General features: G+C 68.8%; 19 protein-coding genes. 11 read left to right on the forward strand and 8 right to left on the reverse strand.

Features of this window, described 5'->3' with window-relative positions; translation table 11 throughout:
• Nucleotides 1–20 precede the first annotated feature (20 nt).
• From ACXVUM_RS06815 to ACXVUM_RS06825, 3 genes are read left to right on the forward strand one after another with little or no spacing between them, the layout of a single operon-like run.
• Nucleotides 21–440: an arsenate reductase ArsC gene (locus ACXVUM_RS06815; protein WP_458522807.1), complete on the forward strand. Its 420-nt coding sequence runs from the start codon at nt 21–23 to the stop codon at nt 438–440.
• Nucleotides 437–847 (forward strand): arsenate-mycothiol transferase ArsC, encoded by a 411-nt coding sequence (locus tag ACXVUM_RS06820; RefSeq protein WP_458521075.1) that lies wholly within the window; start codon nt 437–439, stop codon nt 845–847. Before ACXVUM_RS06815 ends, ACXVUM_RS06820 begins: the two co-directional genes overlap by 4 nt.
• Nucleotides 844–1881 carry an ArsO family NAD(P)H-dependent flavin-containing monooxygenase gene (locus tag ACXVUM_RS06825; protein WP_458521076.1) on the forward strand — a complete coding sequence of 346 codons (1038 nt, stop codon included), beginning with the start codon at nt 844–846 and terminating at the stop codon, nt 1879–1881. Before ACXVUM_RS06820 ends, ACXVUM_RS06825 begins: the two co-directional genes overlap by 4 nt.
• 1 nt (nt 1882) lies before the next feature.
• Here the strand turns inward: ACXVUM_RS06825 and ACXVUM_RS06830 are convergent, their stop codons facing one another.
• On the reverse strand, nt 1883–2242 hold the full coding sequence (locus ACXVUM_RS06830) for an Rv2640c family ArsR-like transcriptional regulator (protein WP_458521077.1): 360 nt from the start codon (nt 2240–2242) through the stop codon (nt 1883–1885).
• A gap of 100 nt (nt 2243–2342) precedes the next feature.
• Between ACXVUM_RS06830 and ACXVUM_RS06835 the strand changes: the two genes are divergently transcribed.
• Both ACXVUM_RS06835 and ACXVUM_RS06840 read left to right on the forward strand, forming a co-directional pair.
• Nucleotides 2343–2789 (forward strand): ArsI/CadI family heavy metal resistance metalloenzyme, encoded by a 447-nt coding sequence (locus tag ACXVUM_RS06835; RefSeq protein ID WP_458521078.1) that lies wholly within the window; start codon nt 2343–2345, stop codon nt 2787–2789.
• Between the two features lie 46 nt (nt 2790–2835).
• Nucleotides 2836–3039, forward strand: coding sequence for a hypothetical protein (locus tag ACXVUM_RS06840; protein ID WP_458521079.1), 204 nt, complete (start codon nt 2836–2838; stop codon nt 3037–3039).
• A 16-nt stretch (nt 3040–3055) separates the two neighbouring features.
• On the opposite strand, the gene ACXVUM_RS06845 is transcribed toward ACXVUM_RS06840, so the two are convergent.
• Complete coding sequence (locus ACXVUM_RS06845; protein ID WP_458521080.1) at nt 3056–3931, reverse strand: MFS transporter; 876 nt, start codon at nt 3929–3931, stop codon at nt 3056–3058.
• Nucleotides 3932–3997: 66 nt separating this feature from the next.
• On the opposite strand from ACXVUM_RS06845, the gene ACXVUM_RS06850 reads away from it, so the two are divergent.
• On the forward strand, nt 3998–4597 hold the full coding sequence (locus ACXVUM_RS06850; RefSeq protein ID WP_458521081.1) for a TetR/AcrR family transcriptional regulator: 600 nt from the start codon (nt 3998–4000) through the stop codon (nt 4595–4597).
• Between the two features lie 60 nt (nt 4598–4657).
• Here the strand turns inward: ACXVUM_RS06850 and ACXVUM_RS06855 are convergent, their stop codons facing one another.
• The 3 genes from ACXVUM_RS06855 to ACXVUM_RS06865 form a co-directional block, all read right to left on the reverse strand.
• Nucleotides 4658–6211, reverse strand: coding sequence for a succinic semialdehyde dehydrogenase (locus tag ACXVUM_RS06855; RefSeq protein WP_458521082.1), 1554 nt, complete (start codon nt 6209–6211; stop codon nt 4658–4660).
• A 96-nt stretch (nt 6212–6307) separates the two neighbouring features.
• Entirely contained in the window at nt 6308–6793 is a 486-nt protein-coding gene (rraA, locus tag ACXVUM_RS06860; RefSeq protein ID WP_458522808.1) for a ribonuclease E activity regulator RraA, read from the reverse strand.
• A gap of 37 nt (nt 6794–6830) precedes the next feature.
• Nucleotides 6831–7085 (reverse strand): RNA-binding S4 domain-containing protein, encoded by a 255-nt coding sequence (locus ACXVUM_RS06865; RefSeq protein ID WP_458521083.1) that lies wholly within the window; start codon nt 7083–7085, stop codon nt 6831–6833.
• A 90-nt stretch (nt 7086–7175) separates the two neighbouring features.
• Between ACXVUM_RS06865 and lysX the strand changes: the two genes are divergently transcribed.
• The 3 genes from lysX to ACXVUM_RS06880 all read left to right on the forward strand — a co-directional run bounded on the left by lysX (nt 7176) and on the right by ACXVUM_RS06880 (nt 12183).
• Nucleotides 7176–10469 (forward strand): bifunctional lysylphosphatidylglycerol synthetase/lysine--tRNA ligase LysX, encoded by a 3294-nt coding sequence (gene lysX / locus ACXVUM_RS06870; RefSeq protein WP_458521084.1) that lies wholly within the window; start codon nt 7176–7178, stop codon nt 10467–10469.
• On the forward strand, nt 10466–11377 hold the full coding sequence (locus ACXVUM_RS06875; RefSeq protein ID WP_458521085.1) for an alpha/beta fold hydrolase: 912 nt from the start codon (nt 10466–10468) through the stop codon (nt 11375–11377). Before lysX ends, ACXVUM_RS06875 begins: the two co-directional genes overlap by 4 nt.
• A 308-nt stretch (nt 11378–11685) precedes the next feature.
• A complete protein-coding gene (locus ACXVUM_RS06880) occupies nt 11686–12183 on the forward strand; it encodes an enoyl-CoA hydratase (RefSeq protein ID WP_458521086.1) in 498 nt (165 codons plus the stop codon).
• 7 nt (nt 12184–12190) lie between these two features.
• On the opposite strand, the gene ACXVUM_RS06885 is transcribed toward ACXVUM_RS06880, so the two are convergent.
• Complete coding sequence (locus ACXVUM_RS06885) at nt 12191–14602, reverse strand: acetyl-CoA acetyltransferase (RefSeq protein ID WP_458521087.1); 2412 nt, start codon at nt 14600–14602, stop codon at nt 12191–12193.
• A 64-nt stretch (nt 14603–14666) separates the two neighbouring features.
• Here ACXVUM_RS06885 and ACXVUM_RS06890 point away from each other — a divergent pair, with 64 nt between their 5' ends.
• Together ACXVUM_RS06890 and ACXVUM_RS06895 are read left to right on the forward strand one after the other, a co-directional pair.
• A complete protein-coding gene (locus tag ACXVUM_RS06890; protein ID WP_458521088.1) occupies nt 14667–15359 on the forward strand; it encodes a TetR/AcrR family transcriptional regulator in 693 nt (230 codons plus the stop codon).
• The gene (locus tag ACXVUM_RS06895) at nt 15356–16228 is read left to right on the forward strand and encodes an SMP-30/gluconolactonase/LRE family protein (RefSeq protein WP_458521089.1); all 873 of its coding nucleotides are present in this window, start codon (nt 15356–15358) and stop codon (nt 16226–16228) included. The genes ACXVUM_RS06890 and ACXVUM_RS06895 overlap by 4 nt, the downstream gene beginning before the upstream one ends.
• A gap of 26 nt (nt 16229–16254) precedes the next feature.
• Here the strand turns inward: ACXVUM_RS06895 and ACXVUM_RS06900 are convergent, their stop codons facing one another.
• Nucleotides 16255–17721: a glutamate synthase subunit beta gene (locus ACXVUM_RS06900; RefSeq protein WP_458521090.1), complete on the reverse strand. Its 1467-nt coding sequence runs from the start codon at nt 17719–17721 to the stop codon at nt 16255–16257.
• The gene (gltB, locus tag ACXVUM_RS06905) at nt 17714–22321 is read right to left on the reverse strand and encodes a glutamate synthase large subunit (RefSeq protein WP_458521091.1); all 4608 of its coding nucleotides are present in this window, start codon (nt 22319–22321) and stop codon (nt 17714–17716) included. Before gltB ends, ACXVUM_RS06900 begins: the two co-directional genes overlap by 8 nt.
• Nucleotides 22322–22508 lie beyond the last annotated feature (187 nt).

The raw sequence follows: 22508 nt of genomic DNA on the forward strand, positions 1-22508 counted from the left end.
CGAAGGACCAGTCACCGATGATGTCTGACACACCCAGCGTGCTGTTCGTGTGCGTGCACAACGCCGGCCGATCGCAGATGGCCGCCGGTTTCCTCGCTGCCCTAGCCGGCGACGCGATCGAGGTCCGCTCCGCCGGCAGCGCCCCGGCCGAGACCATCAACACCGCCGCGGTGGCGGCGATGGCCGAGGTCGGGATCGACATCTCGACCCAGGCCCCGAAGATCCTCACCCCTGACGCCGTGGAAACCTCCGACGTCGTGATCACCATGGGCTGCGGCGACGCGTGCCCGGTGTTTCCCGGGGTCAGCTACCGCGACTGGGACCTCCCCGACCCCGCCGGTAAGGGTGCCGAGGCGGTCCGTCCGATCCGCGATGAGATCCGCGGTCGTATCGAAGACTTGATCGCCGAACTCGTTCCGGCGCAGGCGGCCACCCGATGAGCACCCCCAGCGTGTTGTTCGTGTGTGTGAAAAACGGCGGCAAGTCGCAGATGGCGGCCGGCCTCATGGCCAAGGAGGCCGGCGACACCGTCGAAGTACGTTCCGCGGGCACAAAGCCCGGGACAGCAATCAACGCGCAATCGGCGGAGTCGCTCCTCGAGGTCGGTGTCGACATCACCGCCGAACACCCGAAACCCATCGACCCGCAGTTGATGGCGCGGATGGACTACGTCATCACCCTGGGCCGCGAAGCGACCGTGAATCACGTCGACGGCCCGGTGTACGAGAACTGGGACACCGACGAACCGTCGACACGCGGCATCGAAGGGATGGAGCGGATGCGCCTGGTCCGCGACGACATCGCCGCCCGCGTCCGCGACCTGCACACCCGCCTCACGACCGCTTGACCCGAACCGTCGACGTCGTCGTCATCGGCGGTGGCCAAGCCGGTCTCGCGGCCGGCTACTACCTGCGCCGAACTGACCTCGAGTTCGTCATCCTCGATGACAACCCCGCACCAGGTGGGTCGTGGCAGCACTACTGGCGTTCGCTGACGCTGTTCTCACCCGCCGAGTACTCGTCGCTGCCCGGATGGCCGATGCCGCCCTACCGCAACGGGTTTCCCCCCGCGACGCACGTGGTCGACTACCTGACTCGTTACGAGCAGCGTTACCGGCTTCCCGTCGAGCGCCCCGTGACCGTCTCGACGGTCACCCGCGAAGGCGACGACCACTTCCACGTGCACACCGATGGAGTTGACTGGGTCGCGTCACGGGTCATCAACGCCACCGGCACCTGGCGGCAACCGTTCTGGCCGCTCTACCCCGGCATCAACGCATTCCGGGGCCGCCAGCTACACACGGTCAACTACCGGTCACCGGAGCCGTTCACCGGTCAGCGGGTCGCGGTTGTCGGTGGCGGTAACTCCGCCGCCCAGATCGTCGCCGACCTCACCGGGACCGCCGACACGCTGTGGTGCACGCCCCGCCCACCCCGGTTCCTGCCCGACGATGTCGACGGCCGGGTCCTGTTCACCGTCGCCTCCGAGCACGCTGCCGCCATCGCCGCCGGCCAGCCATCGGACGGGGGTGTCGGAGGGCTCGGTGACATCGTGGCCGTGCCGTCAGTACGGGCCGCCCGAGACCGCGGCGATCTCACCGCCCACCCGATGTTGACCCACCTCACCGCCAGCGGAGTCGTCATCGACGGCGTCGAAGAAAAGGTGGATGCGATCATCTGGTGCACCGGTTTTCGGCCCGCACTCCGACACCTGCGCGGAGAGGTCCATGCCGAACACGGCCGCTATCCGGTCGTCGACAACCACCTGGTCGATGACCCCACGATGATGTTCCTCGGGTACGGCGACTGGACCGGGCCGGCCTCGGCCACCCTCATCGGAGTCGGGCGCACCGCACGCGCCCTACTCGCACCGAGGCGATGAGTCAGACGCAGCAGTTCGGGTCGAGTACACCCCGAAGTGCTTGTAGCGCATCGGTGTGCGCTGAGTAGAAGACGTTCATCCCACGGCGTTCCGGTCGGACCATGCCCGCCTTCTTCAACTGCCCCAGGTGATGGCTCGTCGTCGCCTCCGATAACCCCACCGCGGCCGCCAGGTCACACGTGCAGACCTCGCCGGCCTCGGTGGTGAGCAGTAGCGACATCAGCTTGATCCGGACAGGATCGGCCAACGCCTTGAGCCGCAACGCAATCTCGAGTGCCCCGTCATCATCAAGTGCGGCAGCAGAGACCGGCGCACAGCAGATCGGTGCGGTCATGTCGATGACGGGCAACGTCTTGGGCATGACCCGACACTACCAACGCTCTTGACATATGTCGAAGGGGTAGGCACGCTGGGCTCAGTTCGTTAATTCGATGTATGTCTAACCGGTGGAGGTTCTCATCATGTCCCGTATGCAACTCGCCCTCAACGTCGACGACCTGGATCAGGCGGTCGAGTTCTACTCGAAACTGTTCAACACCCAGCCCGCGAAACTCAAGCCCGGCTACGCCAACTTCGCCGTCGCAGAGCCGCCGCTCAAGCTGGTCCTGATGGAGAACCCCGGCAAGGGCGGCACCATCAATCACCTCGGCGTCGAGGTCGACTCCAGCGCCACCGTGCACGCCGAGATCGCTCGACTCACCGACGAAGGGCTGTTCACCGACGAGGAAATCGGCACCACCTGCTGCTTCGCGACCCAGGACAAGGTGTGGGTCACCGGGCCCGCGCAGGAGAAGTGGGAGGTCTACACCGTCCTCGCCGACTCCAACACCTTCGGCACCAGCCCACAGCTGCTCACCGATGACCCCAACGGTGGTGGCGTGTGCTGCACCGGCGCCGCCACGGAGTGACCCCGTAGCCAGGTCGGCCGACCGCGGACCAGCTAGCGTGAGCTCAATGGCGATAGTTGATCCCGACGTACTGCAAGCGCAGTACTTCATCGCCGAACTCGAACGGGCCGCGGACGATCTCGTCAACGAAGTCGACAGATTGCAGACACTCGCCGGCGGCTATCTCGAGACCAGGCGACGTATCAAAGAGCTCCACGACGTCCGCAGGCTCATCGAGGCCATACGCCGCCGCTTCGCCGTTCAGATCTGACCCGCCGACCTGCGGTTCATCGCCCTCGGACGGGTGGTGAGAGCAAGGGCTTCCCTCCCCCACCCTCACCACCCATTCGAACACCGGGTCGGCTTGACGAACACACAGGAACCCAGCCGACGAAGGCGACGATGAGCGCCAGGCCGGCGACGATCGGGATCCACACGTCGTCCCGTCCGAATCCTCCGCTCTTGCTGACGTTGCTCAGCCCGAAGATCACCCCGACGAGACCGGGGACGATCAGCGTCAGACCCACCGCGTCCAGCGTCCGCCGAGGCTGCGCGGCGGGGCCGTCGGCGGGCAGGATCCGCCACGCGAGCACCGCCCCGACCAGGCAGAGCGGCACGTTCACCGCGAAGAGCCACGGCCAGGTCAGCCAGTGCAGGATCACTCCGCCGATCACGGGCCCGAGGATCGGACCCAATGCCGCCGGGAGTCCCACGAGGGCCATCAGCCGCCCCATGCTCTGACCGTGGGCGGCCTGCATGATGAGCGTCATCATCAGGGGCATCATGACGCCACCGCCGAGGCCTTGGAGGACGCGGAAAGCGATGAGGCTCGGCGCATCCCATGCGACGGCACAGAGGATCGAGCCGAGCATGAACACTCCGAGCGCGCAGATCCAGAGGCGCTTGCCGCCCACCCGGTCCTGGAGCCATCCCGTCGGCGGGATCGCGACGAACATCGCCAGGAGGTAGGCGGTGCTGACCCACTGGATGGTGGCCAGCGACGCGTGCAGGTCGGCGGTGAGGTCGCGCAGCGCGATGCTGACGATCGTGGCGTCGAAGATGACCGCGATCCCGCCCGCGACGACCGCGAGAGCGATCCGGACGACCCGTGGGTCGAGGCCGGGTGAGGTCGGCGGCGCGGCGTCGACGGAGGTGGTCGTCATGGCATCCCCTTTAAGATACGTCCGTGTACTCACGGCGACGGTAGACCGCCGAGATAGGATGCACAAGTGGATCTTGAACGCGGGAAGACCCGACGCCGCGGCGCAGAGCTCGAGGAGGCCCTGCTCGAGGCCGCGTGGGACGAGCTCGCCGCCGTGGGCTACGCCGCGATGACGTTCGAGGGCGTCGCCGGCAGGGCGGGGACGTCCCGGCCCGTCGTCTATCGGCGGTGGCCGACCAAGGCGGATCTGGTCCGCGCGGCGATCCATCACTTCTACGAGAACAACCCCGTCGACCTCCCCGACACGGGCACCCTCCGAGGCGACCTCGTCGCTCTGTTGGAGGCGTTCGGACGCCAACGCAAGGACGTCATCGCGATCATGACCGTCCGGCTGTCGGCGTACTTCGAGGAGACCGGCACGCAGCTCGTCGATCTGCGCAACGCCATCATCCGTGGCGCACCGCCGTTCACCGCGACCCTGCTCGAACGGGCTGCCGACCGCGGTGAGATCCCCACTGCCGCAGTGAGTCCGCGGATCCTGTCACTACCGCTGGATCTCCTGCGCAACGAGATGGTGTTCGTCGCCCCGGTCGATCGCGAGACGATCGAGGACATCGTCGACGAGGTGTTCCTGCCGCTCGTCGGCCACCACAGAGAACACCGCTGAGCATCGGCGCGTGCACTGGGCACGCGCCGAGACCCGGCGGTGTCGGTTGTGGACCTGCGGTCAGCGACCGGGCAGGAAACGCAGCAGCTTCATCGAGGCCGGGACGAGCTTCAGGAACAGCGACCGCGGGACGCCGCGGATGCCGTCGATCCCGATCACGCGCTGCGCGGCGATGGTCTGCGGCTCGGTGTACTTGAGGATGCCCTCGGTGCCGTGGCGGCGCCCGACACCCGAGATGCCCATGCCGCCCATCGGCGCGGCGGTCGAACCCCACGCGGCGGCGTAGCCCTCGTTGATGTTCACCGTGCCGACGTGCAGCTGCGCACCGATCGCTCGCGCCTCCGCGGTCGAGCCGGCGAAGATGCTGGCGTTCAGGCCGTACTCGGTGTCGTTGGCCAGCTTCACCGCCTCGTCGACCGAGTCGACCTCGTATATCGAGACCAGCGGACCGAAGGTCTCCGAGCTGAAGCACTGCATCTGCTCGTCAACGTTTGCCAGCACGGTCGGGGCGTAGAAGAAGGGCCCGACCTCGTCGAGCTTGCGGCCGCCGGCGAGGACGGTCGCGCCCCGCTCGACGGCATCCTTGACGTGCGCGTCGACGGTGTCCACCTGCGCCTGCGAGGCGAGCGAGCCCATGTCGGCGCTGAAGTCGTAGACCGGGGCGACCGTCATGTTCGCGACGTGGTCGGCGAACTTACGGGTGAACTCCGCGGCGATCGGCTTCTCGACGTAGAGCCGCTCGATGGAGATGCAGAGCTGGCCGGAGTTCGAGTAGCAGGCACGGGCCGCACCCTGGACCGCGCGGTCGACGTTCGCGTTGGCGGTGACGATCATCGGGTTCTTGCCGCCGAGTTCGGCGGAGAAGCCGATCAGACGTCGACCGGCCTGAGACGCGAGCGTCGCACCGGTCTGCGAGGAACCGGTGAACATCAGGTAGTCGGCCGATTCGACGAGCGCCGTCCCGACGACCGTGCCGGGTCCGGGCACGACGGCGAACAGCTCAGGCTCGAGGCCGGCCTCGTAGAGCAACTCCGCGACCGACAGGGCGCAGTACGGCGTCTGGCTGTCGGGCTTGATCACGACGGCGTTGCCGGCGACGAGCGCCGCGACCGCGTCGGACGCGGCGAGCGTCAGCGGGTAGTTCCACGGCGAGATGATGCCGACCACACCCTTCGGCTGGTACCGGACGCGGACGTCGGTGGCACCGGGGATCATGCCCTTCACGCGGCGGGCCTTGAGCGTCTTCGGACCGGTCGCGGCGTAGTGGCGTGCGGTCAGCGCGACGTCGACGACCTCCTCCTGGGCGTACGACCGTGCCTTCCCGGTCTCGGCCTGGGCCATGTCCATCAGCTCGACGCGGCGCGCGAACACGAGGTCGGCGAAGCGCGACATCACGGCGGCCCGCTCCTCCGGGGTCCGATCGGCCCAGCGGGACTGTGCGGCGCGGGCGCGGTTCACCGCGAGCTGCAGGTCCTCGGCGGTCCCCACCGGGATGGTGGTCATCTCCTCACCGGTGAACGCCTCGAGCACAGGCCGGGTGGGGCGTGTGTCATGGCGGTCGATGGCGATCAGCTGACGCAGGCGGTCGAACGTCGCGCGATCGGGTCGGCCCATCGGAGAACTCCTCGTCGAGACGGGATGCGCATCTGACAATGCGCGTTGTCAGTCCACGAGTGTAGGCCGAACCCCGCGGGCGCGAAAGACTGAAGGTCAGGACCCCGACAGGACCACGATCCCGTCGTCGTCGCTGTGGACGACGTCACCGGGCCGGAACGTCACGCCGCCGAACGCGACGTCGACATCGGCCTCACCCGCGCCGCTCTTCGTCGACTTGCGGGGATTGGTCCCGAGCGCCTTGCACCCGAAGTCCATCTCACCGATCACCGCGGAGTCGCGGATCGCGCCGTGGACGATCACCCCGGCCCACCCGTTGGACCGGCCGAGCTCGGCGATGAGGTCCCCGACGAGGGCGGTGTGCAGCGATCCCCCGCCGTCGATCACCAGGACCGCGCCGTTGCCCGGCGTCCCGAGCACGGACTTCAGCAGTGCGTTGTCCTGGTGACAGCGGACGGTGCGCACCGGCCCGGCGAACTGGTGTCGCCCGCCGAACTGGCGGAACTGGGTGTCACAGCTGCGCACGTCGGGGCCGATCTCGTCGACCAGGTCGGCGGTGGGCGTGAACACCGGGTCGGTCACGACGGGGGTTTCTGAACTGTCGGTCACGACGGGGAGTCTAGAACTGCCCGCCCCCACCGACACGGACGGCGACGTCCCCGATCGCCACGACGTCCCCGACCACGAGCTGACGGCCCCGACGGGTCTCGACCTCACCGTTGACGGTGACCTCGCCGTCGGCGATCACCTCCTTGGCCTCGGCCCCGCTCTCGATGAGGCCGGCGAGTTTGAGGAACTGTCCGAGGCGGATGGTCCCGTCGGAGATGGGCACCTCGGGGATCTCCGGGGTCGGGCCGTCGGGGGTCGAACTCATCGGCTGTCCTCGTGTTCGGCGGGAGGGGCTGGGGTGCACCTGACACGATTGCACGCGAGGAGAACGCCGACGCGGCTGGCAGGAGGGCCCATGGACGTACGCCGAGCGCCGCATCTGGCCGGGGTGGTGGCCGGGGTGCTCTCGGCGCTGTCGCTGGTGGGCAGTGTGTCGACGACGTTCCGGCACGTGATCGCGATCCCCCGCGACTGGGTCGACGCGTACGTCATCTCCATGCCGGACACCAGTTTCGCGTGGGCGTTCGTGCTCGCCGTGGTGGCTGTCGCCCTGTCGGCCCGCAAGCGCATCGCCTGGTGGGTGACGACGGGATACCTCGTGGTCTTCGCCGCCACGAACGCCCTGTACTTCGTCCCGTCGATCGCCGCGGGGTACGACTTCACGACGACCGACCGGGTGAACATCGCCGTCGGACTCGTGATCGACGCACTGATCCTCGTGTTCCTCCTCGTCACCTATCGACAGTTCTTCACGCGCGTCCGTCGCGGTGCGGTCCTGTTGGCGCTGGCGGTGCTCGGCGGCGGACTCCTCGCCGCGACAGCCATCGGCTGGGGTCTGGTCGAGGCGTTCCCGCGCACCCTCGAACACGGGCAGCGCCTCGCCTACGCGTTCAACCGCGTCGTCGCGTTCGCGTCGGTGGACATGCGCACCTTCGACGGCCGCCACTCGTACGGCGTCATCAACGGGCTCCTCGGTCTGCTCGGCGCGTTGGCCCTGATGACCGCGGCGGTCGTCCTGTTCCGGTCACAGCGGCTGTCGGGAATGGTGACCGCGGTCGACGAGCGCGTCATCCGCGCACTGATCGCCGCCCACGGCGAGGGGAACTCGCTGGCGTACTTCTCCACCCGACGGGACATCGCGGCGGTCTTCGCGCGGTCCGGCCGGGCGGTGATCACCTATCGCGTCGAACTCGGTGTGTGCCTGGCCTCCGGTGACCCGATCGGCGACCCGCGGCACTGGCCGGACGCCATCGCCGAGTTCCACGCGCTGTGCGAGCGCTACGGCTGGTCGCCGGGCGCCATGGGGGCGAGTGAACGGGGCGCGCAGGCCTACATCGACTCGGGGATGACGGCGTTGACGATGGGTGACGAGGCCGTCATCGAGACGCGCCGCTACCGCATCTCCGGCCCGCGGATGCGTGGTGTGCGACAGGCGATCACACGCACCGTGCGCGCCGGGGTCTCCATCCGCATCCGGCGCCACGGAGAGCTGTCGGAGGCGGAGCTGGCGCAGGTCGCCATCCGCGCCGACGCCTGGCGCGACACGGCCGAGGAACGCGGGTTCGCGATGGCGCTCAGCCGACTCGGCGATCCGTCCGACGGGCAGTGTCTCCTCGTCGAGGCCATCCAATACGCGGGGACGCCGGCGGAACGCGTCGTCGGGATGCTGTCCTTCGTGCCGTGGGGTCGCGCGGGACTCTCCCTCGACCTGATGCGACGCGATCGCGACTCCGTCAACGGCGTCGTCGAGGCGATGGTCTCCGAGCTCGCCACCCAGGCGCCCGACCTCGGTGTCTCGCGTATCTCGTTGAACTTCGCGGCGTTCCGCGCGGTGTTCGAACAGGGCGACGCGATCGGGGCCGGTCCGGTGATGCGTGGTGCACACGGACTGTTGGTGTTCGCCTCCCGGTTCGTGCAGATGGAGTCGCTGTACCGCTCGAACGCGAAGTACCTGCCCACCTGGGAGCCCCGGTTCCTCTGTGCCGCCGACGCGCGACTGATCGTCCGCGCCGGACTCGCCGCCGTGCTCGCCGAAGGGTTCGTGGCGGTCCCCTGGCGCCGACGCCCCGACCCCGGCCGGTACGCCGGTACCACTCGGGCCGTCCCCGAGGACCTCGACGTCGACGACCTGGTGGCGGCGATCGCGGCCGAAGCCCAGGCAGGCGCGCCGGCACCTCGGCGACCCGAGCAGGTCCGCGTCCGCATGGACAAGCTGTCCGCGCTGCGCGCCGACGGGACCGACCCCTATCCCCCGGCACATCCGCCGACCCACCGCATCGTCGACGCCCGGGCGGCCTCACCGTCCACCCCGGTCGCCGTCGCGGGTCGTGTCCTGCGCGTCCGCGATCTGGGCAGCGTCGTGTTCGCCGACGTGCGGGACTGGACCGGCACGGTGCAGGTCGTCCTCGACCGGTCGACCGCCGGCGCCGAGGTCGGACGGTTCGCCTCCACCGTCGATCTCGGTGATCTCGTGCGGGTGGCCGGCGTGATGGGGCACAGCCGATCCGGCGAGGTGTCTGTTCTCGGCGACGGCTGGTCGATGCTCGGCAAATGCCTGCATCCGCTGCCGGACAAGTGGAGTGGCCTGTCGGATCCCGAGACTCGGGTTCGGCTGCGCCACGTCGACCTGGCCGTGGACACCACCGCGCGGGAAATGCTGGTGGCGCGCAGCGCCGTGGTCGGCGCCCTGCGGTCGACGATGGCCGATCGGGGGTTCCTCGAGGTGGAGACACCTGTGCTGCAACGGGTTCACGGCGGCGCCAACGCGACCCCGTTCCGCACGCACATCGAGGCCTACGACCTCGACCTGTACCTGCGGATCGCGCCCGAGCTCTACCTCAAGCGGTTGTGTGTGGGTGGTGTCGAGCGCGTCTTCGAGATCGGCCGGAACTTCCGCAACGAGGGTGCCGACGCGACCCACAACCCGGAGTTCACCTCGCTCGAGGCCTACGAGGCGCATGGCGACTACCGGACAATGATGGATCTCGCGCGGGAGATGATCCAGGCGGCGGCACGCGCGGCGCACGGCGAGGCGGTCGCGCTGCGGCCGACCGACGACGGCGGGATGGAGCGCGTCGACATCGACGGCATGTGGGCCGTGCGGGATGTCCACGAGGCCGTGTCCGAGGCCGCCTCGACGGAGCTCGGGGAGCCGGTCGCGATCACGCCGTGTTCGGATCTCACTGCGCTGCAGGAGATCGCCGACCGCCTCGGTGTCGCCCATCACCCCGACTGGGACACCGGGCAAGTGGTGCTGGAGCTGTACGAGCACCTCGTCGAGGACCGCACCACGACCCCCACCTTCTACCGCGACTTCCCCGTGTCGGTCTCGCCTCTCACCCGCGCGCACCCGGCGCGTCCCGGGGTCGCCCAGCGGTGGGATCTCGTCGCATGGGGGATGGAACTCGGCACCGCCTACAGCGAACTCACCGATCCGGTCGAGCAGCGGGCGCGCCTCACCGAGCAGTCGGAGAAGGCGGCCGGCGGCGATCCGGAGGCGATGGAACTCGACGAGGAGTTCCTCGACGCGCTGGAGTATGCGATGCCGCCCACCGGCGGTCTGGGACTCGGCGTCGATCGCATCGTCATGCTGCTCACCGGTCGACCGATCCGGGAGACGCTGCCCTTCCCCCTGGTCCGTCCGAGATGAGCACGTCGCGTCCGCCGGGCACGGTGGTGGAGATCGCCGGACGCCCGACGCACGTGGTCGTCGACGGGTCGGGACCGCCGGTGGTGCTCATGGCCGCACTCGGCAGCAACTGGTTCGATCTCGACGCCCTCGCCGCCCGTCTCGCACCGGATTTCACCGTCATCCGGTACGACCGTCCCGGTTACGGGCTGAGCGAGGCCCTGGGTCGGCACGAGTGGCCGACCCTCGACGGTGAGGTCACACGGTTGGGCGCGGTCCTCGACCACCTGGATGTCGTCGAACCGGTTGTCCTCGCGGCACATTCGATGTCGTCGCTGTACGCGGAGGCCTTCGCGCTGGTCGCGCCGGAGCGGACCCGGGGGGTCCTGATGATCGACGGCACGTTCACACTCCTGGGCCTGCGGGCTGTGCCGACCGGGGTGCGGGTGGCCAACTGTCACCGGGCGGCCGACGTGATCGCGCGGCTCGGGCTGCCCGGGCGACTGGGCCCCGCGGCGCATGCATCGGTGGTGCCCAGCCCGCCGGAGGGATACGACGAGTCGCAACGGCAGTGGATCCGCCATGTCTTCTCCCGCGTCGACATGGCACGGGCGACGCTGGTCGAGAACGCGGCGTTCCCCGCCATCGACGACGATCTGCACGCACTCCGCGCCGAGCGTGGCCGACCCGCCGCACCGGTCACCGTCCTCGCGGCACTCGGCGACGGCGGCGGATGGCGTTCGGCCTGGCGGGCGCGCCAACGCCGGTATGCGCAGGCGCTGGGCGCGAGTTACGAGGAGATCAGCCCGGCGGGTCACCTGCTCGTGCTGAGTCGGCCGACGATCGTCGCCGACGCGATACGCCGCCTGGCACGTCGCGCCGACGACGAGTGGGTCAGGTCTGCAGCAGCGCCAGATCCGATGGCGTGACCAGGCGTTCCGCCTCCTCGGGCCACATCCGGGCCAGACGGTGGCGGTGGAGTCGGCCCGGTGGACGGGCGGGCCGTGCGCTCGGGGGCGCGATCGTGGAGGGGCGGAGGACGGACGGTACGTGAGGCACTCTCACACGGATCACTTCCCTGGCGTCGGCTGATTCCGTGTGACGGATGTTACAGATGTGACTGCGAGGTCCCTGTCAAGGACACGCGCAGGCCGCCTTGTGGACAGCCGAATGGCAGCTGCGTACGGCCGTACAGTACGGTCTCGTTCGTCATTCACACGATCTTCGGGGGATTCACATGCGCTCGCGTTTCCGCTCACTCATCGCCGCCACCGCCGTGGCCGCTGCCGCCGTCACCGGAGGGGTTGTCGCCGCGCCCGCAGGTGCCGCGCCGCCGCTGCGAGACCTACCCACCTTCACCGTCATCGGCCCGAACATCGGAACTTTCGGCGACCATGATTTCTGCCGTGGCAGCGTCAACATCCGCCTGAGCTCACCGAAGCGCGCCGTCACCCGCGTGACGATCACGTCATTCGGATTCACCGGCAACGGCCCCGGCTGGGCGAAGAACCCGCGGTGTCGGGTCCACTTCAGCGTGAACAACACGAATGTGTTCTTCACCCTCAGCGAGACCTTCTTCCCCGCCACGTTCGGTTCGAAGCCCGGCGAGAGGGTGGTCCGCGACATCACGACGGGCTCGGGCCTCCGCGAGCTGATCATCGGAACATATGTCCCGAACGCACCCGTCCGGACGCCCCAGTCCTACGGCACCAACTTCACGTACATCGCTCCGTAGATCCACGCTACCGCCCCTTCCACACCGGCTGCCGCTTCTCGACGAATGCCGTGATGCCCTCGAGGGTGTCCTGGCTGACGATCAGTTCGTCGAGAGCGGTGGTCGGGTGCCGTGCTGCGGCAACAGGATCGGCGATGCCTTCGGTCTCTGCGATCGCGATGAGCGAGGCGCGCACGGACGTCGGTGAGCACGCCACCACCTCGGCTGCGAGGTCACGGGCCACGTCCATCACCGTCCCGGCGGGTGCGACGCGACTGGCGATGTCGCGTTCGAGGGCCTCGGCAGCGGGCATCCGCCGTCCGGTGAGGATCATCTCCATCGCCACCGAGCGCGGCAGTGCCCGCGGCAGTCGGACGAGCCCACCCATCAGTGCGGCGAGACCGACCTTCACCTCGGGCAGCGAGAACGTCGCCGTCTCGTCGGCGACGATCATGTGGCAGGCCAGTGCGATCTCGAACCCGCCGCCGAGGGCGTGACCGTTCACGGCGGCGATCACCGGCTTCACCAGATCCGCGCGAGACGTCAACCCGCCGAACCCGTTCAACGGCACCGGACCCATGCCACCGCTCGCGGCGGTGGCGGCGAGATCGTTGCCCGCCGAGAACGCCTTGTCGCCGGCGCCGGTGATGACGGCGACCCACAGGTCGGGGTCGGCCAGGTAGGCGTCGAACACCGAGTCGAGCTCGGCGTTCGTCGTCGGGTCGAGGGCGTTGCGGGCGTCGGGTCGGTTGATGGTGATCTCGAGGACGTGACCGTCGCGACGGACCAGCACCCCGGAGTAGTCGTCGCGGAAACCGACCGGGGGCGCAGGCCGCAGCCGGTCCATCGTCGCGGCGTCGAGACTCACCCGGTTGCCGTCGGCGAACGAGCGCGCGACGACCGACGTCCCGATCGGCTGATCGGCCTCCGCGAGGTGACGCATCATCGCGTCGTCCGCACGGTCGACGGTCGCGATGAACCGGTCGCCGGCCACACCGTGACGGTCGACGACACGTCCGACGACGATCGCCGACCGTGGCCCGTCCTTGCCGTAGGACACCACGTAGGAGTCGATGACCGCGGGCCCGTCGACACGCTCGACGGTGGGGACCGCCGGCACCGCGTCGAGTTCGGCCTGGACCGCCGCGCTCGTCGGTGACCGCCATCCGGTGGGCGTCGTGGAGTAGACACCCGTCGAATACTTGCTGATGACACCGCCGTTCGCGCCGACGAGCCCGAACGAACCAGGCTCCGAGCGCACCCGGTCCACGATCTCGGCGATCGCGTGCATCGAGTAGTCGTTGCCCGCCCCACCGAAGTACGGCAGGCCACCGGTCACCGTCAGCCCGCGCGGATCGTCCGGTGCGAGGTCGAGCGCATCGCACACCGCGGACACCGCGATCGGGAAGCAGCTGTAGAGGTCGAGGTGCGCCACATCGTCGAGCCCGATGCCCGCGACTGCGAGCGCATGCGTGACAGACGTCGCGGCCGCCGGTGACGCCGACAGGTCGGGGCGCTGCATCAGTGGCTTCTCCACCAGGTCGCAGTGACCGTGCAGGAACACCCATCGGTTCTCGGGCACACCGAGTTCGCGGGCGCGACCCACGGACATGACGACGACCGCGGCCGCCTGGTTCACCTGGTCCCGCGCGACCATCAACCGCGTGTACGGGTCGGTGAGGCGGCGGTTCGACCCGCCCGGCTCGGCGATCTCCTCGACGGTGCGCTCCACCGGCGACGCCGAATGGGGGTTCTTCGCGGCCACCGCCGAGAACGGGGCGAACAGTTCGCCCATCGATCGCGCGTAGTCGGAACGCGACGACCCGGTCCGCGCGCGCCGGGCGTTCTCGAGCACCGAGTACTGCAGGACCGGTTCCCGCAGCCCGTGGCGTGCCTCCTGTGCGGTGACGATGCCGGCGATCCCGAATCCACGGTCCTCGACGGCCACGTCGTCGTGCTCAGCCCAGTCGGGCTTGTCGCCACCGGTGTCGGCGATGTGCCGCTTGGTCGAGATCACCTCGGCGCCCGCGATGACCACCGTGTCTGCGCGGCCCGCTGCGATCTCGTCGGCCAGCTCGGTCAGCAGGTGTTGCGGGCTCTGCCCACCGACCGCCTCGGCGATCAGCCGACGGGCGGTGATCCCGACCCGCCGTGACACGGCGGCGGGCATCACGTCCGGGCGACCGAACGGCGACGAGGACAGCGGGCTGGACGACTCGAACGACCGGATCGACCCGACGGTGTCGACCGACGCGGCGACGCGATCGGCGTCGACACCGCAGTCGGCGAGGGCCGCCCTGACGGCGTCTGCGGCGAGGTCGGCCTCGGACCGGGCGCGGTAGTCGTCGTCGCCGATCCGCTCGGTCACCTGCCCCACGCCGACGACGACGGGGGTCGTGGGATCGAGGGGGAATGCGTCGTCCACGGATGCTCCTGACATGACTGAGACGATTACTGCTGCAATAGTCTCACAGCTGTCGGAGCGCGCATGAGACCATCACCGCGTGACGCGACCCGGAGCCCCTCTGGGCGACCTGTTCGCCCGCGCCGTGCGCCAGACGATGGGCGCGGCGGCGGGATCGATCCGTGACGACCCCGACCCCACCGCCGACCGCATCCTCGACGCCGCCATCACGGTCGTGGCCCGCCGCGGGACCAGCGAGGCGACGATCGACGACGTCGCGGCGGAAGCCGGTGTCGGACGGGCCACGGTGTTCCGGCGCTTCGCGTCCAAGGACGCTGTGTTCGAGGCCGCTCTCACTCGCGTGGTCGGCAGGGTGATCGGCGCGATGGTCGAACGGTTCGCGGTGGTCCGTGACCCGGTGGATCAGGTGGTCGAGGGGTTCGCGATCTGCATGGCCCTCGACGCCGACCCGCTGCTGACACGGTCCCGGGAGCACCGGTCGGAACTCCTCGCCGCACTGTGCGGCGGTGACCCGTCACCGCTGTCGCTCGCATTCGACGCCGTCGCGGCGAACCTGCGGCGCGCCCACGAGCGCGGGTCGATCACCGTCGGCGATCCCGACCTGCAGGCGGACGCGCTGGTCCACCTCGGACTCGCCTATCTCATGGCCCCGGGGCTCGCCGTCGACCTCGCCGACCCGTCCGCCGTGCGCGGCTTCGCCCGCAGCACCATCGCCCCGATCATCGGATACACGCCCGGCGCGACGACCGAAGTGGTTGCATCGGATCCATGACCCCTGACGTCACCGTCGTCCTGGAGAACTACACCTACTTCGAGTGCCCGCGATGGCACGACGATCGGGTGTGGGTGTCGGATTTCTACACCCACCAGGTGATCTCGTCGCGCGCGGACGGGTCCGACGTCCGGGTCGAGGCGCAGGTGCCGCACCAACCGTCCGGTCTCGGGTGGCTGCCCGACGGACGTCTGCTGATCGTCTCCATGCGCGACCACACCATCCTGCGGCGTGAGGCCGACGGATCCCTCGAGGTCCATGCCGACCTGTCGGATCTGGTGACCCACCACCTCAACGACATGCTCGTCGACGGAACGGGACGCGCCTACGTCGGAAACTTCGGCTTCGACCTGATGAACGGCGGCGACCCCGCGGCGACGTCGCTGATCCTCGTGGAGCCGGACGGGTCCTCCCGCGTGGTGGCACAGGACCTGTACTTCCCCAACGGGATGGCGATGACCTCCGACGGACGCCTCCTCGTCGACGAGACGATCGCCAACCGCGTCAGCGCCTTCGACGTCCACGAGGACGGCACCCTGGGCGACCGGCGTGACTGGGCGGTGTTCGGGGACCTTCCCGAGATGTCCGACACCCCGACCGCGATGGGTCAGATCGTGGTCGCACCCGACGGCTGCGCCATCGACACCGACGACGCGTTGTGGGTGGCCGACGCGCTCAACGGCCGGATCGTGCGTGTCGTCGAGGGCGAGGGGATCACCGATCAACTCGACTTCGACAGCGGCGTGTTCGCGTGCGGGCTGGGCGGCGACGACGGTCGGACCCTGTTCGTATGCGCGGCACCGGATTTCGACGAGCACGCACGCAAAGAGGCCACCGACGGCAGACTGCTGTCGGTGGCCCTTCGCTGAGTCGGCGGCGCTCCGCCGAGACGCCGTTACCGCTGCGGCGCCTGCGTGGGGTGGATGGGCGCCGGCAGGTAGGTCTCCTGCGTGAGGTACTTGTCGACACCGGCGGCCGCGGAACGACCCTCGGCGATGGCCCACACGATGAGCGACTGTCCACGACCGGCGTCGCCGGCGACGAACACCCCGGGGACGGTCGACTGGAAGTCGTCGTCGCGCTTGACGTTCCCGCGCTCGTTGTACTCGACACCGAGTCCGTCGAGAAGGCCGGTCCGCTCCGGGCCGACGAAGCCCATGGCCAGCAGCACGAGGTCGGCCTCGAGCTCGAACTCCGACCCCTCCACCTTCTCGAACTTGCCCTGGTTCATGACCACCTCGTGCGCGGCGAGCTTGGTGACCTTGCCGTTCTCGCCGATGAACTTCTCGGTGTTGACCGAGAACACGCGCTCGCCACCCTCTTCGTGGGCGGACGAGACGCGGAACATCAACGGGTAGGTCGGCCACGGCGTGCTCTCGGCACGCTCGTCCGGCGGCCGCGGCATGATCTCGAACTGGTGGACGATCTCGGCGCCCTGGCGCAGTGACGTGCCGAGGCAGTCCGCACCGGTGTCACCGCCACCGATGATGACGACCTTCTTGCCCTTCGCGGTGATCGGCGGTTCGCCGTCCTCGCCGGCGACGTCGTCGCCGAGCTGGACCTTGTTGGCCCACGGCAGGAACTCCATCGCCTGGTAGATGCCCTCGAGGTCGCGCCCCTCGATCGGGAGGTCGCGCCAGGAGGTGGCGCCGTTGGCCAGCACCACTGCGTCGTGCTGGGCCCGGAGATCGTCGGCGGAGATGTCGGTGCCGACGGTGACACCCGTCCTGAAGACGGTCCCCTCGGCCTCCATCTGCGCGATGCGCCGATCGATGTGGCGCTTCTCCATCTTGAACTCGGGGATCCCGTAGCGCAGCAGACCGCCGATGCGGTCGGCTCGTTCGTAGACCGTCACGTCGTGGCCGGCGCGCGTGAGCTGCTGTGCAGCGGCGAGACCGGCAGGGCCGGAACCGATGACGGCCACGTGCTTGCCCGTCTTCGTGCTCGGCATGACCGGGTGCACCCAGCCCTTGTCGAAGGCGTTGTCGATGAGCTCGACCTCGACCTGCTTGATGGTGACGGCAGGCTGGTTGATGCCCAGCACGCACGACGCCTCACACGGAGCCGGGCACAGGCGGCCGGTGAACTCCGGGAAGTTGTTCGTCGCGTGCAGACGCTCGATCCCGTCCTTCCACTGCCCCTTGTAGACCAGGTCGTTCCATTCCGGGATCAGGTTCCCCAGCGGACAGCCGTTGTGGCAGAACGGGATACCGCAGTCCATGCAGCGGCTCGCCTGGCGCTGGAGGATCTCGTGATCGTGCTTCTCGTACACCTCTTTCCAGTCCTGCAGTCGCAGGTCCACCGGGCGCCGCGCAGGCAGCTCCCGCTCGGTGTACTTCAGAAAACCTCGTTGGTCACCCACGAGCGGCCTCCATGATCGCCTCGTCCACATTGCGACCGGCCTTCTCGGCGTCCGAGATCGCGATGAGGACTCGCTTGTAGTCGCGCGGCATCACCTTGATGAACGCGCGCTGTGTGTTCTCCCAGTCGGCCATGATCGCGGCAGCCACCGGGGAATCGGTCTCGTTCCCGTGCTTGTCGACGATGCCGTGCAGGAACTCCAGGTCCTCCTCGTCGAGACCCTCGGGCTCGACGAGTTCGGTGTTGAGGTTGTCCGGCAGCTTCCCGAACGGGTCGTAGACGTAGGCGACGCCGCCCGACATGCCGGCCGCGAAGTTGCGGCCGGTGTCACCGAGCACCACCACACGACCGCCGGTCATGTACTCGCACCCGTGGTCGCCCACACCCTCGACGACCGCGGTGACGCCGGAGTTCCGGACGCAGAACCGCTCGCCGACCACACCGCGGATCAGGATCTCGCCTGCGGTGGCACCGAACCCGATCACGTTGCCCGCGATGATGTTCTGCTCGGCGACGAAGTCCGCGGGGGCCACGCGGGGCGGGCGGATGACGATCCGGCCGCCCGAGAGTCCCTTGCCGACGTAGTCGTTGGCGTCGCCCTCGAGCCGCAGGGTGATGCCCCGGGGTACGAACGCGCCGAAGCTGTTCCCCGCCGATCCGGTGAAGTCGATGATGATCGTCCCGTCGGGCAGACCGTTCGCGCCGTAGGCCTTGGTCACCTCGTGGCCGAGCATGGTGCCGACCGTCCGGTTGACGTTGGAGATCTCCGAGGTGAACGAGACGCGCTCACCCGCGTCGATGGATGCCCGGCTCTGCGCGATCAGCTGCTGGTCGAGCGCCTTGTCCAACGCGTGGTCCTGACGACCCGAGTTGTAGAGGTCCTGGTTCATGAACGGGGAGTCCGCCACGGCCAGGATCGGCGACAGGTCGAGCTTGCCGGCCTTGGCGCCCCGCCAGTGCGCGAGCGCCTTGGTGGTGTCGAGTGCCTCGACGTGACCGACGGCCTCGTTGAGTGTCCGGAAGCCCAGGCGCGCCAGCAGCTCCCGCACCTCCTCGGCGATGTAGAGGAAGAAGTTCTCGACGAATTCCGGCTTGCCGGTGAACCGCTTACGCAGCTCGGGGTTCTGCGTCGCGACACCCACGGGGCAGGTGTCGAGGTGGCAGACGCGCATCATGATGCAGCCGGAGACGACGAGCGGCGCTGTCGCGAAACCGAACTCCTCGGCACCGAGGAGCGCGGCCACCACGACGTCGCGGCCGGTCTTCAGCTGACCGTCGACCTGGACGACGATGCGATCGCGAAGACCGTTGAGCAGCAACGTCTGCTGGGTCTCGGCCAGGCCGAGCTCCCAGGGTGCGCCCGCGTGCTTCTCCGACGTCAGCGGCGTCGCGCCGGTGCCACCGTCGTGGCCGGAGATGAGCACCACGTCGGCGTGCGCCTTGGACACACCCGCCGCGACGGTCCCGACGCCGACCTCGGAGACCAACTTCACGTGGATGCGGGCCGCCGGGTTGGCGTTCTTCAGGTCGTGGATCAGCTGTGCCAGATCCTCGATCGAGTAGATGTCGTGGTGTGGGGGCGGCGAGATGAGGCCGACACCGGGCGTCGACCCACGCACCTCGGCGACCCAGGGGTACACCTTGTGCGGCGGCAGCTGCCCGCCCTCGCCGGGCTTGGCACCCTGCGCCATCTTGATCTGGATGTCGGTGCAGTTCGTCAGGTAGTGCGAGGTGACACCGAAACGTCCCGACGCGACCTGCTTGATGGCACTGCGCCGCCAGTCACCGTTCTCGTCCGGGTCGAACCGGTCGACGCTCTCGCCGCCCTCACCGGAGTTCGACCGGGCGCCGAGGCGGTTCATCGCGATGGCGAGCGTCTCGTGCGCCTCACCGGAGATCGAGCCGTAGCTCATCGCACCGGTCGAGAACCGCTTGACGATCTCGGTCGCCGGCTCCACCTTGTCGATCGGGATCGGGTCGCGATCGCCGAAGTTGAAGTCGAACAGCCCACGCAGCGAGGCGATCTTGCGCGACTGGTCGTCGATGAGCTTCGTGTACTCCTTGAACACCGAGTACTGCCCGGTGCGGGTGGCGTGCTGGAGCTTGAACACCGTGTCCGGGTTGAACAGGTGGTACTCGCCCTCACGGCGCCACTGGTACTCGCCGCCGACCTCGAGCTCCCGGTGCGCACGCTCCTCCGGGCGCGCCTCGAACGCCAGGCCGTGCCGCGCCGCGACATCGGCGGCGATCTCGTCGAGACCGACGCCGTCGAGGTGGCTCAGCATGCCGCTGAAGTACTCGTCGACGGTGTCCTGGGCGATGCCGATCACCTGGAACAGCTGGGCACCGGTGTACGACGCGAGCGTCGAGATGCCCATCTTGCTCATGACCTTCAGGACACCCTTGCCGGCGGCCTTGATGTAGTTCTTGCGAGCGGTCGGGAAGTCGATGTCCCCCAACACACCCCGCTCGGCCATGTCCTCGATCGACTCGAAGGCCATGTACGGGTTGATCGCCGCGGCACCGAACCCGACGAGGCACGCCATGTGGTGCACCTCGCGCGCGTCGCCGGCCTCCACGAGCAGACCGACCTGGGTACGGGTGCGTTCACGGACCAGGTGGTGGTGGACCGCCGACGTCAGAAGCAGCGACGGGATCGGCGCCAGCTTCTCGTCGGACTCCCTGTCCGACAGCACGATCAGACGCGCCCCGTCGGCCACGGCCTCGGAGACCTTCCGACGGATGTCCTCGATGGCCCGGCGCAGACCCTCGCCGCCCTCGGCGACCGGGTACAGGCCGTGGATCTGCACCGAACGGAAGTCGGGCCAGTTGCCGTCGTCGTTGACACGGACGAGCTTCGACAGGTCGTCGTTGTCCAGGATCGGCTGGGGCAGCTCGATCTGGCGGCACGACTCGGGGCTCGGGTTGAGAAGATCCGACTCCGCGCCGATGGTCACGCCGATGCTGGTGACGATCTCCTCGCGGATCGCGTCGAGCGGCGGGTTGGTCACCTGCGCGAAACGCTGCTGGAAGTAGTCGAAGAGCATCCGCGGACGCATCGACAGCACGGCGATCGGGGTGTCGGTGCCCATCGAGCCGATGGCCTCCGCACCGGTCTTCGCCATCGGTGTGACGAGGAGGTTGAGCTCCTCGGTGGTGTAGCCGAACACCTGCTGGCGCAGACGGACCCGGTCGTGCGCCATGTGGATGTGGGGTCGACTCGGCAGGTCCGACAGAGCGGTGAAGCCCTCATCGAGCCACTGCTGGTAGGGGTGCTCCGCCGCGAGCTCGTCCTTGATCTCCTCGTCGTCGACGATGCGCCCCTGCGCCGTGTCGACCAGGAACATCCGGCCCGGCCGCAGACGCAGACGACGGACGACCGTCGACGGGTCGATGTCGAGGACACCGACCTCCGAGGCCATCACGACCAGCCCGTCCTCGGTGACCCAGATACGACTGGGGCGCAACCCGTTCCGGTCGAGAACGGCGCCGATGACGGTGCCGTCGGTGAAGCACACCGAGGCCGGTCCGTCCCACGCCTCCATGAGGGTGGAGTGGTACTGGTAGAACGCCCGGTGCTCGGCCTTCATCGTCTCGTGGCGTTCCCACGCCTCCGGGATCATCATGAGCACCGAGTGCGGCAGCGACCGGCCGCCGAGGTGCAGCAGCTCGAGCACCTCGTCGAACCGCGCGGTGTCCGAGGCGCCCTGGGTGCAGATCGGGAAGATCTTGTCGCCGGTCTCGTCGCCGAACTTCGTCGTGTCGATGAGGGCCTCGCGGGCTCGCATCCAGTTCTCGTTGCCGGTGACGGTGTTGATCTCACCGTTGTGCGCCACCCGGCGGAACGGGTGCGCCAGCGGCCACGACGGGAAGGTGTTCGTCGAGAAGCGCGAGTGGACGAGGCCCAGGGCGCTCTCCACGCGGTCGTCCTGCAGATCGAGGTAGAACGCCTTGAGCTGCGGGGTGGTCAGCATGCCCTTGTAGACGAACGTCTGCCCGGACAGGCTCGGGAAGTAGACGGTCTCCCGGCCGGGGCCACCCTGCCCCGCACCCTTCGTACCCAGCTCGTGCTCGACGCGCTTGCGGAGGACGTAGCTGCGACGCTCGAGGTCGAGACCGGAGGCGCCGCCGAGGAAGATCTGGCGGAAGGTCGGCATCGCGTCACGCGCGAGCGCGCCCAGCGAGGCGTCGTCGACGGGGACCGATCGCCATCCGAGGACGGTCAGGCCCTCGGCCTCGGCGATCTTCTCGACCGACTCACACGCCTGCGCGGCCTCGTGCGCGCCCTGCGGCAGGAACGCGATACCGGTCGAGTACGACCCCTCCTCGGGCAGGTCGAAGTCGACGACCTCACGGAAGAACCGGTCGGGGACGTTGAGCATGATGCCCGCGCCGTCGCCGGTGTTCGGCTCCGCGCCGGCCGCACCACGATGTTCGAGGTTCACCAGCGCGGTGATCGCCTTGTCGACGATGTCGCGGCTGCGACGACCGTGCATGTCCACCACGAAGGCGACACCGCACGAGTCGTGCTCGTTCATCGGGTGGTACAGGCCCTGCGGGCTCGGGTACCGGTGCCCTGCCGGGCCGGGAGCGTGCTTCATTCGTATCCGCCCTAACGTCGCCTGCGCGACAACTCCTCATCTCGACCGAGGGTACGACGGAGTGCTGGTCCAGTCGCGATGAGTCCTACGATGTCGGCTCCGACCCGCGTCGATGCTTGTCGAACCGATGATGTGCGCTTGACCAGCCCCATTGCTGGTCGACGCTCTCCGCGCCCCTGCGGGCGAG

This window comes from Williamsia sp. SKLECPSW1 (assembly GCF_054332755.1).

Excerpts from the sequence above, each read along its gene's own strand:
- ACXVUM_RS06815 (WP_458522807.1), top strand. The coding sequence starts at position 21 with ATGTCTGACACACCCAGCGTGCTGTTCGTGTGCGTGCACAACGCCGGC.
- ACXVUM_RS06820 (WP_458521075.1), top strand. The coding sequence starts at position 437 with ATGAGCACCCCCAGCGTGTTGTTCGTGTGTGTGAAAAACGGCGGCAAG.
- ACXVUM_RS06830 (WP_458521077.1), bottom strand. The coding sequence starts at position 2,242 with ATGCCCAAGACGTTGCCCGTCATCGACATGACCGCACCGATCTGCTGT.
- ACXVUM_RS06835 (WP_458521078.1), top strand. The coding sequence starts at position 2,343 with ATGTCCCGTATGCAACTCGCCCTCAACGTCGACGACCTGGATCAGGCG.
- ACXVUM_RS06840 (WP_458521079.1), top strand. The coding sequence starts at position 2,836 with ATGGCGATAGTTGATCCCGACGTACTGCAAGCGCAGTACTTCATCGCC.
- ACXVUM_RS06845 (WP_458521080.1), bottom strand. The coding sequence starts at position 3,931 with ATGACGACCACCTCCGTCGACGCCGCGCCGCCGACCTCACCCGGCCTC.
- ACXVUM_RS06855 (WP_458521082.1), bottom strand. The coding sequence starts at position 6,211 with ATGGGCCGACCCGATCGCGCGACGTTCGACCGCCTGCGTCAGCTGATC.
- ACXVUM_RS06865 (WP_458521083.1), bottom strand. The coding sequence starts at position 7,085 with ATGAGTTCGACCCCCGACGGCCCGACCCCGGAGATCCCCGAGGTGCCC.
- lysX (WP_458521084.1), top strand. The coding sequence starts at position 7,176 with ATGGACGTACGCCGAGCGCCGCATCTGGCCGGGGTGGTGGCCGGGGTG.
- ACXVUM_RS06875 (WP_458521085.1), top strand. The coding sequence starts at position 10,466 with ATGAGCACGTCGCGTCCGCCGGGCACGGTGGTGGAGATCGCCGGACGC.
- ACXVUM_RS06880 (WP_458521086.1), top strand. The coding sequence starts at position 11,686 with ATGCGCTCGCGTTTCCGCTCACTCATCGCCGCCACCGCCGTGGCCGCT.
- ACXVUM_RS06885 (WP_458521087.1), bottom strand. The coding sequence starts at position 14,602 with ATGTCAGGAGCATCCGTGGACGACGCATTCCCCCTCGATCCCACGACC.
- ACXVUM_RS06895 (WP_458521089.1), top strand. The coding sequence starts at position 15,356 with ATGACCCCTGACGTCACCGTCGTCCTGGAGAACTACACCTACTTCGAG.
- gltB (WP_458521091.1), bottom strand. The coding sequence starts at position 22,321 with ATGAAGCACGCTCCCGGCCCGGCAGGGCACCGGTACCCGAGCCCGCAG.